14 protein-coding genes are annotated in these 14,450 nt (G+C 68.2%); 7 read left to right on the top strand and 7 right to left on the bottom strand.

Annotation, left to right across the window (positions count from 1 at the left end; all coding sequences use genetic code 11):
- Positions 1 to 3 precede the first annotated feature (3 nt).
- Positions 4 to 144: a hypothetical protein gene (locus ACQUSX_RS08920; protein WP_428906591.1), complete on the bottom strand. Its 141-nt coding sequence runs from the start codon at positions 142 to 144 to the stop codon at positions 4 to 6.
- A gap of 267 nt (positions 145 to 411) precedes the next feature.
- Positions 412 to 1,722, bottom strand: a complete 1,311-nt coding sequence (locus ACQUSX_RS08915) for an MFS transporter (protein WP_428906590.1) — start codon at positions 1,720 to 1,722, stop codon at positions 412 to 414.
- 72 nt (positions 1,723 to 1,794) lie between these two features.
- Between ACQUSX_RS08915 and ACQUSX_RS08910 the strand changes: the two genes are divergently transcribed.
- Complete coding sequence (locus ACQUSX_RS08910; protein WP_428906589.1) at positions 1,795 to 2,433, top strand: ArsR/SmtB family transcription factor; 639 nt, start codon at positions 1,795 to 1,797, stop codon at positions 2,431 to 2,433.
- Between the two features lie 53 nt (positions 2,434 to 2,486).
- On the opposite strand, the gene ACQUSX_RS08905 is transcribed toward ACQUSX_RS08910, so the two are convergent.
- From ACQUSX_RS08905 to ACQUSX_RS08890, 4 genes are all read right to left on the bottom strand, one after another.
- A complete protein-coding gene (locus ACQUSX_RS08905) occupies positions 2,487 to 3,173 on the bottom strand; it encodes a hypothetical protein (protein WP_428906588.1) in 687 nt (228 codons plus the stop codon).
- Entirely contained in the window at positions 3,173 to 4,090 is a 918-nt protein-coding gene (locus ACQUSX_RS08900; RefSeq protein ID WP_428906587.1) for an ABC transporter ATP-binding protein, read from the bottom strand. The genes ACQUSX_RS08905 and ACQUSX_RS08900 overlap by 1 nt, the downstream gene beginning before the upstream one ends.
- Positions 4,087 to 4,473, bottom strand: coding sequence for a GntR family transcriptional regulator (locus ACQUSX_RS08895; RefSeq protein ID WP_428906586.1), 387 nt, complete (start codon positions 4,471 to 4,473; stop codon positions 4,087 to 4,089). The genes ACQUSX_RS08900 and ACQUSX_RS08895 overlap by 4 nt, the downstream gene beginning before the upstream one ends.
- A gap of 100 nt (positions 4,474 to 4,573) precedes the next feature.
- On the bottom strand, positions 4,574 to 6,484 hold the full coding sequence (locus ACQUSX_RS08890) for a DUF5107 domain-containing protein (protein ID WP_428906585.1): 1,911 nt from the start codon (positions 6,482 to 6,484) through the stop codon (positions 4,574 to 4,576).
- 97 nt (positions 6,485 to 6,581) lie between these two features.
- Between ACQUSX_RS08890 and ACQUSX_RS08885 the strand changes: the two genes are divergently transcribed.
- The 6 genes from ACQUSX_RS08885 to ACQUSX_RS08860 all read left to right on the top strand — a co-directional run bounded on the left by ACQUSX_RS08885 (position 6,582) and on the right by ACQUSX_RS08860 (position 13,339).
- Positions 6,582 to 6,851: a hypothetical protein gene (locus ACQUSX_RS08885; protein WP_428906584.1), complete on the top strand. Its 270-nt coding sequence runs from the start codon at positions 6,582 to 6,584 to the stop codon at positions 6,849 to 6,851.
- A 17-nt stretch (positions 6,852 to 6,868) separates the two neighbouring features.
- A complete protein-coding gene (locus ACQUSX_RS08880) occupies positions 6,869 to 8,125 on the top strand; it encodes a class I SAM-dependent methyltransferase (protein ID WP_428906583.1) in 1,257 nt (418 codons plus the stop codon).
- A gap of 304 nt (positions 8,126 to 8,429) precedes the next feature.
- Positions 8,430 to 9,749 (top strand): quaternary amine ABC transporter ATP-binding protein, encoded by a 1,320-nt coding sequence (locus ACQUSX_RS08875; RefSeq protein WP_428906582.1) that lies wholly within the window; start codon positions 8,430 to 8,432, stop codon positions 9,747 to 9,749.
- Complete coding sequence (locus ACQUSX_RS08870) at positions 9,749 to 10,684, top strand: ABC transporter permease (RefSeq protein WP_428906581.1); 936 nt, start codon at positions 9,749 to 9,751, stop codon at positions 10,682 to 10,684. The genes ACQUSX_RS08875 and ACQUSX_RS08870 overlap by 1 nt, the downstream gene beginning before the upstream one ends.
- 79 nt (positions 10,685 to 10,763) lie before the next feature.
- The gene (locus ACQUSX_RS08865) at positions 10,764 to 11,672 is read left to right on the top strand and encodes a glycine betaine ABC transporter substrate-binding protein (RefSeq protein WP_428906580.1); all 909 of its coding nucleotides are present in this window, start codon (positions 10,764 to 10,766) and stop codon (positions 11,670 to 11,672) included.
- A gap of 197 nt (positions 11,673 to 11,869) precedes the next feature.
- Positions 11,870 to 13,339, top strand: a complete 1,470-nt coding sequence (locus ACQUSX_RS08860; protein WP_428906579.1) for a lipase maturation factor family protein — start codon at positions 11,870 to 11,872, stop codon at positions 13,337 to 13,339.
- Positions 13,340 to 13,453: 114 nt separating this feature from the next.
- On the opposite strand, the gene ACQUSX_RS08855 is transcribed toward ACQUSX_RS08860, so the two are convergent.
- Entirely contained in the window at positions 13,454 to 14,401 is a 948-nt protein-coding gene (locus tag ACQUSX_RS08855; RefSeq protein WP_428906578.1) for a Gfo/Idh/MocA family protein, read from the bottom strand.
- Between the last annotated feature and the right edge of the window lie 49 nt (positions 14,402 to 14,450).

Here is a 14,450-nt window from a genome sequence, read left to right as displayed (position 1 = left end):
AGGTCACGCCCGCGTGACAGGCTGCTGCAGCTCGGTGACCCAATCGTTCTGGTCGTCGGAGACCGCGCGGACATAGATGTCCCAGTGCCGCAGCATCCGATGGGTCACCTGGCCGATCTGCGCGAACGCTCCGATGGACAGCATGTATCCGTCCTCCCGCCTGACACCGTGTGAGGGTCAAGTCTGCCGGATGGGGCCGGGTGGCCGGGGCGGGTGCGTGGGCGGCGCCGGGGTGCGTGCGGTGACAGGGATGCAAAATGCCGGTTCCGGGGGCGCCGGGCCGCACTTTCGCATCCCGGCAGCGTCGGACGCGGGTCTCCCGCGCACTTGGGATGCCAAGAGACGGTTCAAGGGCTCGTGAACCGACCTTTGGCATCCCAAGCGAGCGAGGGCTGCCGTGACGCGCGCGACTCAGAGGGCGGATGCCACGGGCGCGGCGTCCTCGAACTGCTTCGCGTGCGCCGACCAGCCGGCTTCGGCTGGCAGCGAGCGCAGCGGCCGATTCACGAGCGCGAGCAGGGCTGCGATCGCGCAGAGCACGCCGCAGAACACGATCGTCGGCGTCCGGCCCGCCCAGGCGAGACCGAATCCGGCGATGAGGGGCGCCAGCGGCATGGCACCCATGCCGAGCACGCCGGCCGCGCTGTTCGCCCGCCCCAGCAGGTGTGATGGCGTGGCGACCATGAAGTAGCCCATCATCGCCGCGTTCAGCGACGGCAGCAGGAACACGGCCGCCCCGAACACGATCGCGATGCCGACCGGTGTGTCGACCACGCTCATGATGAACGCGCCGGCCGTGGTGGTCGCGAGGCCCAGAATCGTGAGGGTGCCGGCCTTGACGCGAGGCACCAGCGTCGGCGCGATGAGCGCTCCGACGAGCATGACCGCGCCGATCGCCGCCGAGATCACGCCGATGGTGAACTCGGAGTGGCCGTCTTGCTGCAGCGAGTAGATGACCGTGGTGACGGCGGCGTTGAATCCGAGATTGATGATCGTGATGATGACGAGCACGCCGCTGAGGTCGGAGCGCGAGAACAGCCATCGGAATCCCTCGCGGATCTCGAGGGCCATCGTCCCGCGGGGAGCGCGTTCCGACACGGTCGTCGCAGGGGCATTCTTGTGCTCCGCCGGTTCGTGCGGTTTCGCCCGCCCCAGCATCCATGCCGTCATCGCCGCGAAGGCGTACGCGGCCGTCATGACGACGGCGACGAGCCAGGCGCCGACGGCGAGCAGTGCGCCGCCGAGCGGACCGCCCGCGAGCTGCAGGGCGGCGTCGCGCCCCTGGTTCGCGGCCTGTGCGCGACCCATCGCCTCGTCAGGGACGATCTGCTTCAGCGCGCTCTCGCTGGCCGGCTCGAACAGACCGGAGCGTACGCACAGCGCGATCTCGAGCAGCAGCAGCGTGAGGAATGTCAGCGCGTCGGCGAAGGCGAGCAGCGCGAATGCGCCGCCGACGAGCATCGCGATCAGTGAGCCGACCAGCATCATCACGATGCGGTTGTGACGGTCGGCGAGTGCGCCGCCGATCAGCGTCGTGACGAGTCGCACGCCCATGCCGACGCCACCGATGATTCCCGCCTGCGCGGGATCGTCGGTGACGAACAGCGCCACCAGCGGAATCGCGAAGCTGAACAGAGTGGTGCCCAGGCCCTTGGCGGTGTCACTGGTCAGCCAGAGCAGGTAGCGGCGGCTGCTCCACAGACGGACGGTCGGTTGGCTCATGTACGCAACGATATATGCGCGATAAAACTTGCGCAAGTTAAATTGCGCAAGTTTGGTGGTTAGACTGCGGGCATGGCGAAGTCACCCGACGCGGCGGCGCCGGCGAACCCGACCCCCGACGCGGCGACACCCGGACGCGGCGGCACCCACGGCACCACGGTGATGACCTCGGCGATGTTGAAGGCCGTGGCGAACCCGTTGCGGCGCCGCATCATCAACGAGCTCATCCGCCGCCAGCATGCGCGCGCCGTCGATCTCGCCGCCGACCTCGACGTCGCGGCCAACACCCTCAGCTTCCACCTGCGGGTGCTCGCTGAGGCGGGCCTGGTCGAAGAGGATCCCGAGCATGCGCGAGACCGCCGCGACCGAGTGTGGAAGCCCGCCGAGCTGCACTCGCTGGAGTTGGGGTCACCCGAGCATCCGATCGAGGACGTCGCGGCCGGCGCCGCGTTCGTCCGTCTCATCATGGATGAACACGCCGACCTGATGCGACGAGTGGTGGCTTGGACGCCGGAATACACGCAGGGTCGCGACCAGGTCATGCGCGGCACTTTCCAGCAGCGCAACACCCGGCTTACCCGCGCCGAGTTCGAGCATGCGCTCGAGCGGATGGGCGAGGTGTTCCGCGAGGTCGAAGAGGCGCACGATCCGGAAGACCCAGACTCGCTCTTCTGGAACATCGACATCGTCGCCGCCGACGAGACGATCTGAACGCAGTGGAGGGGCGGATGCCAGCGCATCCACCCCTCCACTGAGTCACAGCGCTAAGGCGTGGCCCGGCGCAGTGTCAGGTAGGAGATGCCCATGAGCGCGGCCACGCCGACCAGGCCCCAGAGCGCGACGCCCAGTGCGCCAAGCTGCGCGAACGTCTCGCCGACCTGTCCCCACAGTTCGAGCCTGGTGATGAGGAAGACGGCGGCCACGAGCAGCAGGCCGATTCCGACGCCCACCAGCGTGATCATGAGCGCTCCCCATCGCTTGTAGATCGTGGCACCGGTGAAGCCGATGACGAAGAAGAACAGCGCGAGGGTGAAGTAGATGACGAAGGCGCCACCTGCCCCTGCCGCCCACACGTCGGGGAGGTGGAACATATACCCGTTCACGCCCCAGCCGTTCGTCAGCAGCTCGATGCCGCCGCCGATGAGGAACAGCATGCCCATGAACGTGCTGCCGAGCACGGCGGCGATCATGGTGCCGATGAAGAACTCGCGACGCGTGATGCTGATCGCCTGCGAGAACGGGAAGGTCATCGTCATCGCCGACATGCCGACGGCGAAGAACACCCACAGCGGAGCCTGGCCGCCACCGCCGTACTTCGGCGTGTCGACCGGGATCATGGCGTAGATCAGCACCGAGACGACGACGGCGCCGGCCAGCACGATGAGCGGAACCCAGATGAACGTGTTCTTGTTGATCATCTGCAGCCGGACGACATTCAGTGTGCGTCGCATCAGCGGACCTCCTCAGTGAGCGCGGAAGCGGGGGTGGATGCCGACTGCGCGGCGTTCTGCGTGAGCCGGACGATCAGCTGCTGCAGCGAGACCGGCGCGAGATCGAGGTCCGCGGCGGCGATCGCCGCGCGGTCGGCGTCGGTGAGGTGGCCGAGGACGGTGACGGATGCCACGCGTCCGAGCGCCTCGCGGTGCAGGATCTCGCGACCGGCGGCCCAGGCCTCGACCTTGGCGGCGTCGCCGACGACGGTGGAGGCGCGACCGCGGACGGCATCGGTGTCCTCGTCGAGAAGAATGCGTCCGGAATCGATGACGATGACCTTCTCGATCAGGTTGGCCACCTCGTCGATCAGGTGCGACGAGAGGATGATCGTGCGGGGGTGCTCGGTGTAGTCCTCGAGCAGCCGATCGTAGAAGATCTGCCGTGCGACGGCGTCGAGACCGAGGTACGGCTCGTCGAAGAAGGTGATCTCGGCGCGGGATGCCAACCCGATGATCACGCCGACCGCGGAGAGCTGACCGCGGGAGAGCTTCTTGATCGTGGTCTTCATCGGCAGCTGGAAGTCGTCGATCAGTCGCTCGGCGAACGCCTGATCCCAGTGCTCGAAGAACAGCCGCGCGGCCCGCAGCGCATGCGTCGGCGTGGCGTCGTCGGGGTACTTCTGGCTCTCGCGCACGAAGCAGATCCGGCTGAGCACGTTCACGTTCTCGTACGGGCGCTCGCCGAACACCCGAGCGTCGCCTGACGTCGCGAAGTTCTGCGCCGTCAGGATCGACATGAGCGTCGTCTTCCCTGCACCGTTGCGGCCGAGCAGGCCGTAGATGGTGTTCTGCTCGATCGAGAGCGAGACGTTGTCGAGTGCGAGTTTGTCCTTGTACCGCTTGGTGAGGTTCGTCACCTCGATGACGGATGTCATGCGGGGTTCCCTTCAGTGGTCGGCGGGCGCTGTGTGCGCTCGCGCAACAGTGTGGTCAGGTCGTCGGTTCCGAGTCCCAGCGCCTGGGCCTCGGTGAGGAGCGGATCGATGTAGCGCTCGACGAATGCCGTGCGGCGTTCGGCGAGCAGCCTCCCCCTCGCGCCCGCGGCCACGAACATGCCGATGCCGCGACGCTTGAGCAGGATGCCCTTGTCGGTCAGCATGGCGACGCCTTTCGCGGCGGTTGCGGGGTTGATCCGGTGGAACGCCGCGAGTTCGTTGGTGGACGGCGCCTGCTCCTCCTCGGCGAGGGTGCGATCGAGGATGGAATCCTCGATCGTCTCGGCGATCTGGAGGAACAGCGGCCTGCCTTCATCGATCACGTCGCCTCCGGTTATGTGGTTACTTACTCGACTAACTAACCATGCAACCAAGCGCACGTCAAGCCCCGATCACATCGGACCGGAACAGCGCGCAGGAGGCTCAGCTCATCGAGAAGTCGTACCACTCCGGCACGGGGCGGTCGGGGAAGGCCTCGCGCCACAGCGATGACATGCTCAGTTCGCCCTCGCGGATGTCGGGGACCTCGAAGGGCTCCTCGAGCAGTCGGCCCGCGGCCTCCCGGTCGCCGGTTGCGAGCGCCGCGCGAATCGCAAGAACGCGCACCCGGCCGACCGCGCGGACGGCGCCCGACAGGGATGCCACGAGCGAGGCCGCCTCGTCGGCGCGATCCGCCTGCAGCAGGGCCGTGCCGAGCTCGAGCAGCAGCGGAACCGTCTCCGGCGTCAGCGAGAGCGCATCCGCCAGATGGCCGAGCCCGGCATCCGACTCTCCCTGCGCGATCCGCACCTGACCGAGCCCTCGGAGCGCCCATGCCGAGCGGCGCTGACGCAGCGACGCCTCGTAGTGCGAGGCGGCGCGGTCCAGGTCACCGGACGCATGCGCGATCACCCCGCGGTGATAGTGGGTCAGCCAGGTCGCGGGCGCGGCGGCCAGCAGGCGATCCCACCCCTCGCCGTCGACGTACGAGGCGGGGGAATCGGTCGCCGGCGGATCGCTCGGCTCATCGCCGTCGAGCAGCGCCGTCCAGTAGGCGCCCTCGTCACCGGCATCCCGATCGAAGCGCACGCCAGGCAGCGCATCGAACGTCGTGCCCAGGCGCGCGGCGAGCTCCGCTTCGAGTGCGCCCCAGGGTGAGCCGCCGTTCAGCATCCGATCCGGCGCGACGTCGGCGACGGCGTCCAGCCGGGCGCCGCCGTCCGTGGCATCCGATGCCTCGAACACCGCCTTCTCGACGACGGGAACGGCCGTCGCCCACTCGCCGTTGCGGCGCGCGTCGTCGACCCGCAGCGGCAGGAAGCTCTCGCGCCACTCCCACGTCGCGCCGGCGGGCATGGGCAGGTGCTCGTACTGCGTCGTGGCGAGACCGCCCTGGATCTCGAAGTACGCGCCGGACGCGCCGCCCAGCCAGTCGCACCAGTGCCGTCCGCCGGCGGTGTCGCCCCAGACGAAGAGCTTGCGGCCGCGCAGAGGCGCCGTCGAGACGTGTGCGAGGCCCGAGCCGTCGGGCTCGAGCGCCGCGATCCACGGGATCGTGCCCGGCTCGAGCGCGTAGAACCAGTCCGCGGCGGCGGGGGCGGATGCCGGGTGACTGATGTCGGGATCGGCGACGTCCACGTATCCGAGCGAGCCGTCGTACTGCGTCTGGTAAGCGTGCGTCGCCGGTGCGAACACCCGCGAGCCGGGGGTCTGGGCGACGGCGATGTTCGTCCACCAGTACATGCCGGTCTCGCGCGGGTGCGGGTTGCGCACGCGCACCTGCACGTGCAGCGCCGGCGAGTTCGCGTCGAGGGTCGCATCGAGCTGCACGATCAGCCCGCGCTTGCGTTCGTACTCCCACATGCGCAGCACCGGCTCGCCGTCGGGTCCGGTGATCTCGGCGGCGTACAGAGGCGCTGCGGTGAGCGGCCAGTGCCCGCGCATGCCGATGTTCCATTCGACGCCGCCCGAGAACCAGGCACCCCGCAGCGCGAGGTTCGCCGGCTGGAAGATCGCGTTGCGGTACACGAGGTCGCGGCCCGTGGCCTTGTCGAGCAGCCGCACGAGGCGGCCACCCAGGTCGAGTGCGAACTCTGCGCGCATCAGGTGGTTCTCGAGCACCGCCAGTCGCATCGGGGCGGTGGTGCGCTCGCGGGTGTACTGGTCCTGCAGCAGGTAGGGATGGATGCTGGTGACCCGCCCGTACGCGATGTTCGCCGCGATGTCGGCGGGCAGGTTCTCGGTCGAGGCCTGGTATGGCGCCTCGGGCATCGCGCCTACGGCAGGCAGCGGGTTCGAGGCTCCGATCGATGCGGAGGGGAGGGTCGCCGAGGTGAGATGCAGCGTCGCAGTCATGGTGCTTCTCACGCTAGCCGCAGAGGGGCGTCCGGCGCCGTGCGGCTCGCCTGGATGAGCCGCCGGACGAAGGCCCGCGGATGTCGGCGCCTTCGCAGTGTTCCTGGCGAGCGAGCGCGCATCGTTCCTCACCGGCGATCTGCTCGGCGCCGAAGAGGACTCCAGGCTGCTGCGCGAGATCCTCGCGGCCGGAATGGATGCCGGCGCATTCCGTCGAATGCCGTTGAACGTGGCCGTGTCGCTCGTCGAGGCCGTGTTGGACGTCTGCACCACCGAGCTGCAGCGAGACCTGTCCGCAGATATCGAGCCATTCGCGACCGAGACGGTCACGACGCTGCTGAACGGATTCGCCGCCACCGCTCGATGACGTCCTACAGTGGGCGAGTGCCCGAGTTCGACTACACCCGCCTGCGGCGGTTTCCCGACGTCGAGGCGTCGAACCTTCAGGCCTGGGATGCCACCGACGAGCTGCTCGTGCGGCGCGCGCTCGACGCCGGACTGCAGGGCGAGCAGATCGCCGTCATCGGCGACGAGTACGGTGCGATCACGCTCGCGCTGGCGGATGCCGGGCTTCATGGCATCCGCGTGCATCAGGATCTGGTGACGGGCCGTCGGGCGCTGGCGAACAACGCCCGCGAGCTGGCACTGGACGGCGCGTTCACCTCGCACGAGCTCGACGAGTCCCTGCTGATCGGGGTGCGACTCGTGCTGCTGCAGCTGCCCAGGGCGCTCGCGGCGCTGGAGGAGATCGCGGATGCCGTCGCCGGCTGGGCGGCACCGGATGTCGTGTTGATCGCGGGAGGACGCGTGAAGCACATGACCCTCGCGCAGAACGAGGTGCTCGCGCGGTACTTCGGAACCGTGCAGCCTCAGCGCGCCGAGCGGAAGTCGCGCCTGATCAGGGCATCCAGCTCCGTGCGTCCCGCGACATCCGCCGAGAAACCACTTCCTGCGCCGGAAACCACCGCGCACGTGATCTCTCGAACCGGAAGTCGTCTCCCGCCGGTGGAGTTCGTACTCTGCGCCTTCGGCGGGGCGTTCGCCGGGGCGAAGCTCGACATCGGAACACGCGCGCTGCTGGAAGCCATGCCGGAGCTCTCCGCCGCTCTGCCGCCACAACTCCGGAGATCCGGGCCGTCCGGGGCCCGAACGCGCCCGGATGCCGCCTCCGACGATGATTTCTCCGGAGTTGTGGCGGGCCGCGGGCTGCGCGTCGTCGATCTGGGGTGCGGAACCGGCGCGCTCGCGGTCGCATTCGCGCTGCAGAATCCGGATGCCACGATCACCGCGACCGACCGGTCGGCGTCCGCGGTGCGCTCGGCCCGCGCGACGGTCGCGGCGAACAAGCTCGAAGACCGCATCACCGTGACGCTGGACGACGCGGGGTCCGAGCTTCCCGACGGCGAGACCGACCTCGTGCTGCTGAACCCGCCCTTCCATCTCGGCGCGAGCGTTCATGAGGGCGCCGGTCACCGGCTCATCGAAGCCGCCGCGCGACTGACCGCACCCGGTGGCCAGGTGTGGACGGTGTTCAACTCCCACCTCGACCACCGTCGCGTCCTCGCCCGCGAAGTCGGTCAGACCGAGCAGATTCTGCGCACTCCGAAATTCGCTGTGACCAGGTCAATCAAGAACCGCTAGGGCGTGCGCGACGCGAGTAACAGCCTGGTCTCGATTCAATACGCGATTTGGCTCACCCCGGCCAGCGTGATTACGTAGAAAGACGGGCGCATGCCCGAATGACCAGTCCGCGGTCGCACTTTCTTCGATTTCAGCTGTGCACTTGGAGAGCTGCGAGCGTACGGTCGATGTTCTCTGCGCGGATCCGAAATCCGTCGCCCGAGCCGCCCGCACAGCACTCGAAGCGGCCCTGTGAACATCACCCGGGCGTAACCGAAGTCGGCTCCTGATACCCGAAATCCCGTCGGTGAGCCACGGGGGAAACGTGTCTGAAATCGCTCTTGAAGCGCGCAATCTGTACAAGGTGTTCGGTCGAAATCCGCAACAGGCCGTCAAGCGCCTGAAGGCCGGTGAATCCCGCACCGAGGTGCTGGATGTCGGCACCGCCGCGGTGATCGACGCCAGCTTCACCGTCAACCGCGGTGAGATCTTCGTGATCATGGGCCTATCGGGCTCCGGCAAGTCCACGCTGATCCGCATGCTCAACGGCCTGCACGACATCACCGACGGCACGGTGACGATCGAGGGCAACCCGATCACCGGCATCCCTGCCTCGCGGCTGCGCGAACTGCGCCGCGACCACGTCTCGATGGTGTTCCAGCACTTCGCCCTGCTGCCGCACCGCTCGGTCGCCGCGAACGTCGCCTATCCGCTCGAGATCAAGGGCGTCGACAAGGCCGCGCGCCTTGCGAAGGCCGAGGAGATTCTCGCCATGGTGGGGCTGGCCGGCTGGGGCGACAAGCTGCCGAGTGAGCTCTCCGGTGGCATGCAGCAGCGCGTCGGCATCGCCCGCGCGCTCGCCGCCGACAGCGACATCCTGCTGATGGACGAGGCGTTCAGCGCCCTCGATCCGCTGATCCGCCGAGAGATGCAGGAGCAGCTGGTCGAACTCCAGGCGAAGCTGCAGAAGACCATCATCTTCATCACTCACGACCTCAACGAGGCGATGTTCCTCGGCGACCGCATCGCCGTCATGCGCGACGGACGCATCGTGCAGATCGGCACGCCGGAGGACATCCTCACCGACCCGGCCAACGACTACGTCGAGCAGTTCGTGCAGGACGTCGACCGTGCCCGCGTGCTGACCGCCGCGAATGTGATGGAGCGACCGCGCCCGGTCGTCGCCGATTCCGCCGGACCGCGCACGGCGCTGCGCCAGATGCGCGACGCGTACATGTCGGCGACCTACGTCGTCGGGCGCGATCGCAAGCTGATCGGCATCGTCACCGACCGGGATGCCGTGAAGCTCGTCCGCAAGGGTGAGACGTCACTGGCATCCATCCTCAAGCCCGTCCCGCAGACGGTCAACGAGGACGACGTGCTGATGAACCTGTTCATCCCCTCGGTCGAGTCGCCGCTGCCGCTCGCGGTCACCGACGACGACGACCGATTGGTCGGCGTGATCCCGCGCGTCACCCTGCTCGCCGCACTCGGCCCAGGGCCCGGTGCGACCGGTGAGCTGACGATCCCGCTGCAGCCGATGTCGTCGACCATGATCGACGAGGTGCTCGAAGAGGCGGCTGCCGCCGTCGACGGGGCTGCAAGCGCAGCGACACACGACGACCAGGCGGAGGAGGTGCGCTGATGGACGGTTTCGACATCCCGATCGGCGAATGGGGCAAGGCAGTCGTCGACTGGATCCGCGACAATCTCGACGGACTGACCGACGCGATCTCGACCGTCGTCGGCTTCCTCGCCGAAGGCCTCGCAGCGATCCTCATCGCGCCGCCCGCGCCGGTCATGATCCTCATCTTCGCGCTGATCGCGTGGATGGTGCGCTCGTGGCAGCTCGCGGTCGGCACCGTGGTGATGTTCGTCGTCATCCTCGGCGTCGGTCAGTGGGAGACCTCGATGCAGACGCTGGCGCTCGTGCTGCTGGCCACGCTCGTCACGGTGGTGATCGCCGTGCCGCTGGGCATCTGGGCGGCCCGCAACGACACCGCGAGCACGGTCATGAAGCCCGTGCTCGACCTCATGCAGACCATGCCGTCGCTGGTGTATCTGATCCCCGTGATCATCTTCTTCAGCCTCGGCTTCGTGCCCGGCGTGATCGCGACCGTGATCTTCTCGCTGCCTCCTGGCGTGCGGCTCACCGAGCTGGGCATCCGCGGGGTCGACTCCGAGACGGTCGAGGCCGGTCACGCCTTCGGCGCTACGCCGGGTCAGATCCTGCGGGGCATCCAGCTGCCCCTGGCGATGCCGACCATCATGGCCGGCGTCAACCAGGTGATCATGCTCGCCCTGTCGATGGCCGTCATCGCCGGTATGGCCGGCGCACCCGGTCTCGGCAAGGAGGTCGTCGCCGCACTGGCGACCATCAACGTCGCGCAGGGCATCGAGGCCGGACTCGGCGTCGTCTTCATCGCGGTCTACCTCGACCGCGTCACGGCGGCACTGGGCAACCCGGCCGGTTCGCGCTCCTCGCTGCTTGGCATCCTGCAGCGTCGCCGCGAAGACGCACGTCGCGCCTCGGCTTCGGCATCCGCCCAGACGCCGGACACGGTCGCGGCCGCAGCCTGAGGCGACCGGCCCGAAAGACATGCACTACCCGAACACATACGAAACGTCTGAGACATACGTGAAGAAAGAAGGAAGCACCATGAACAAGAGGCATCTGACCGGAATCGTCGCGCTGGGCGCGGCAGCATCCCTCGTCCTGACCGGCTGCGCGAGCGGCGACAACGGCGACGCGGGCGCACCCGCGGGCGACGAGAAGGGCACCATCACGATGGGGTTCCTCCCCGCGTGGACTGACGGCCTGAGTACCGCATACCTGCTCGCCGACCAGCTCGAGAAGCTCGGCTACGACATCGAGATGGAAGACGTCGTCGACGCAGGCCCCCTCTACACCGCTCTCTCGCAGGGCGACATCGACATGTACCCCTCGGCATGGTCCGAGGTCACGCACGCCTCCTACATGGAGGAGTACGGCGACAAGATCGAAGACCTCGGCACGTACTACGACGGCGCCGTGCTGACGATCGCCGTGCCGGAGTACATGGAGGACATCAACTCCATCGAGGACCTCAAGGGCAACGCCGACCTGTTCGACGGCAAGATCATCGGCATCGAGCCCGGTGCAGGGCTGACGAAGGCCACGCAGGAGAGCGCGATGCCGGCCTACGGCCTCGACGACTACGAGCTCGTGACCTCGTCGACCGGTGGCATGCTCGCCACGCTCGACACCGCCGTGGCTGCTGAGGAGCCCGTCGTCGTGACGCTGTGGCGTCCGTTCTGGGCCAACGACGCGTGGCCGATGAAGGACCTCGAAGACCCGCAGGGCGCCATGGGTGAGACCGAGGGCCTGCACTTCCTGGGCAAGCTCGGCTTCGCCGACGAGTTCCCCGAGGCCGCCGAGTACATCGAGAAGATCAAGCTGACCGACGAGCAGTACGGTGCACTCGAGAGCCTCGTCACCTCGGACGAGTACAAGGACAAGTCCGAAGAGGCCGTCGACGAGTGGTTGGCTGAGTACGGCGACCAGATCGACTGGCTCATCACCGAGTAGTCCGGTCGGCGCCGGTTGACGCCGGTGCTCCGGTTGACTCCGGTTACGTTTCGGGGGCCGACACGCCAGATGTCGGACGGGATGCCGCATTCCGTCCGACGGGTGGCGTGTCGGCCCTCGTTTCGTATCACTAGGGCATGCCAGGCCGCGGCGCAACGGGCATCCGACATCGTCGCACCGCGGCGTAATCTGCGGGCATGGACGGGTTCGCGGCCGCCGACTACGGCTTCGCGCGCGAGGTGCTGCAGCGCGGCATCGCCGCGCTGTACCTCGTCGCGTTCCTGTCGAGCCTGAACCAGTTCCGAGTGCTCGCGGGCGAGCGCGGACTGCTGCCAGCGCCCGATCTGCTCAGCTGGGTGGCCGCGTCCGAGAGAAGGCGTCGGATGCTGCATCCGACCCTCTTCTCGCGCGTGCGCTACAGCGATAGGCGACTCGTCGCGCTGTGCTGGGCCGGCATCGTCATCGCGGGCGTTCTGGTGATCGGCGTGCCGCAGCTGGGCGCGCCTTGGGTGCCGATGGTCTGCTTCCTGCTGCTGTGGGGCGGGTACATGTCGATCGTCAGCATCGGGCAGACGTTCTACTCGTTCGGCTGGGAGATGCTGCTGCTCGAGGCCGGCTTCCTCGCGGCGTTCCTCGGTTCGGCCGATCAGCCGCCGCCGACCGTGGTGATCGTGCTGTTCTGGTGGCTGCTGTTCCGGCTGGAGTTCGGCGCCGGGATGATCAAGATCCGCGGCGGACGCGAGTGGCGTGATCTGACCGCGCTGACGTATCACCACGAGACCCAGCCGATGCCCGGGCCGCTGAGTCGGCAGGCGCATCTGCTGCCGCGCTGGTTCCACAAGGGCGAGGTGCTCGGCAACCACTTCGCGCAGCTGGTGGTGCCGTTCTTCCTCTTCGTGCCGGTGGTGGCCGTCTGGGTCCCTGTCGATGGGCCGTGGCTGCTGATCGGCACGATCGCCGGGGTGATCATCATCCTCACCCAGGCGTGGCTGGTGGTCACCGGCAACTTCGCCTGGCTGAACTGGGCGACCATCGTGATCGCGTTCTCGGCCATCGGCTGGATGCTCGAGTTCGGATGGGTCCCTGAGCGAGACGAAACGCCCATCCCGCTCTACTGGATCGTCATCACCTGCGCCGTCGGCCTGCTGTTCGCCGCGCTCAGCTGGCCCGCGCTGCGGAACCTCTTCGCCCGCCGCCAGCTGATGAACGCGAGCTTCAACCGGTGGCAGCTCGCGAACGCGTACGGTGCGTTCGGCACCGTGACGAAGGAGCGCATCGAGTTGGTGATCGAGGGTACATCGGATGCCGACCCCGACGCCGCCGAATGGCAGGAGTACGAGTTCAAGGGCAAGCCCGGCGACGTGCGGCGCATCCCGCGGCAGTTCGCCCCGTACCACCTGCGGTTGGACTGGCTGATGTGGTTCCTGCCGCTCGGGCACTCGCTCGATGACTGGTTCACCGTGCTGCTGCTGCGGCTGCTGCAGGCTGATGCGCCGACCCTGCGGATGTTGCGTCACGACCCGTTCGCCGGCGAGCCGCCGGAGTGGGTGCGGGTCGTCTCGTACCGCTACCGGTTCGCGACCCGGGCCGAGCACCGTGCAGACGGCGCCGTGTGGGTGCGCGACCGCCGGCGCGTGATCGTGCGGCCGGTGAGCCTGCCCGCGTGACCTGACACTCGTGCGGAATACACTTCGGGGGCCGACACGCCAGGTGTCGGACGAAAACGGGCATCCGATCCGTGATCTGGCGTGTCGTCCCCCAGAACGCAACCGGGCGCCCGGCTACAGCAGGACCGGCCTCCCGGTGCGGAGCGACTCGTACGCGGCATCCACCAGCCGCACGGCGGCGATGCCGTCTTCGGGGGTGACGCGCGCGTCGCGTCCGGTGCGGATCGCGTCGACGAAGTCGGCGAGCTGCGCCCGGTACGGATCGATGTCGGATGCCGGTGGCAGGTAGCCTTCACGGGCTTCGCCCGACCCGGCCGTGTCGAAACGCAGCTCTCCGTGGACTCCGACGACCGAGGCCTCCGAGCGGAAGACCGTCTCGGGGCCGAACCAGTCGGCGTGCAGGTGGCTGACGGCGCCGTTCGCGTGCGTGAGCGTCGCGTACGCCGAGACGGGCGGCATGACCTGTCCGTTCACAGCGGGCGGATCCTGCGTCGCCGACACCTCGGCGACCGGGCCCGCGAGCCACAGGGCCTGATCGAGGTCGTGGATCATGAGGTCGCGGATCAGCCCGCCGCCGGCATCCTCCGCATAGAACCAGGCCGAATCCGGAGCCGCCACGGTGCGGCGGAAGGTCAGTTCGAGCAGCGTCCCGATCGAGCCGAGCCCCTCCTTCATCCGCTGGTAGCCCTCGAAATAGCGCACGACGTGCGCCGGGAAGAGGCGCACACCGGCATCCGACGCCTCCTGCGCCAACATGACGGCGTCTGCGGTGGTGACGGCGAGCGGCTTCTCGCATACGACGTGCCGGCCGCGTGCGAACGCGCGGCGGGCGACGTCGAGGTGCGTGGTCGTCGGGCTCACGATGTCGACGATCGACGACCATTCGGTCAGCTCGTCGAGATCGTCGACGACTCGGATGCCGTGCTGCTCGGCGAGCTCCTGCGCTCCGGTGCGGCGAAGGATCGCGATCTCGGCGCCGAGCGCGAGCCACCCCTCGATGTGCGGGGGTGCGATGCCGCCGGCGCCGACGATTCCCGCGTGCAGAGCCTCGTTGCTGTCCATGTGCCCGAGCCTACGCGTCGGGTGACTCACGCATGGCGCGCTGGGGACA

It is taken from the genome of Microbacterium alcoholitolerans, from assembly GCF_050408615.1.
In the GTDB taxonomy this organism is placed as follows: domain Bacteria; phylum Actinomycetota; class Actinomycetes; order Actinomycetales; family Microbacteriaceae; genus Microbacterium.
The sequence above is the reverse complement of the archived record's forward strand: the minus strand, read 5'-3'. Positions and strand labels throughout refer to the sequence as shown.

What these genes read in the sequence shown, in the direction of transcription:
- ACQUSX_RS08870 (WP_428906581.1), top strand. Translation starts at nt 9,749, where the DNA reads ATGGACGGTTTCGACATCCCGATCGGCGAATGGGGCAAGGCAGTCGTC.
- ACQUSX_RS08865 (WP_428906580.1), top strand. Translation starts at nt 10,764, where the DNA reads ATGAACAAGAGGCATCTGACCGGAATCGTCGCGCTGGGCGCGGCAGCA.
- ACQUSX_RS08855 (WP_428906578.1), bottom strand. Translation starts at nt 14,401, where the DNA reads ATGGACAGCAACGAGGCTCTGCACGCGGGAATCGTCGGCGCCGGCGGC.
- ACQUSX_RS08905 (WP_428906588.1), bottom strand. Translation starts at nt 3,173, where the DNA reads ATGCGACGCACACTGAATGTCGTCCGGCTGCAGATGATCAACAAGAAC.
- ACQUSX_RS08920 (WP_428906591.1), bottom strand. Translation starts at nt 144, where the DNA reads ATGCTGTCCATCGGAGCGTTCGCGCAGATCGGCCAGGTGACCCATCGG.
- ACQUSX_RS08910 (WP_428906589.1), top strand. Translation starts at nt 1,795, where the DNA reads ATGGCGAAGTCACCCGACGCGGCGGCGCCGGCGAACCCGACCCCCGAC.
- ACQUSX_RS08915 (WP_428906590.1), bottom strand. Translation starts at nt 1,722, where the DNA reads ATGAGCCAACCGACCGTCCGTCTGTGGAGCAGCCGCCGCTACCTGCTC.
- ACQUSX_RS08900 (WP_428906587.1), bottom strand. Translation starts at nt 4,090, where the DNA reads ATGACATCCGTCATCGAGGTGACGAACCTCACCAAGCGGTACAAGGAC.
- ACQUSX_RS08890 (WP_428906585.1), bottom strand. Translation starts at nt 6,484, where the DNA reads ATGACTGCGACGCTGCATCTCACCTCGGCGACCCTCCCCTCCGCATCG.
- ACQUSX_RS08860 (WP_428906579.1), top strand. Translation starts at nt 11,870, where the DNA reads ATGGACGGGTTCGCGGCCGCCGACTACGGCTTCGCGCGCGAGGTGCTG.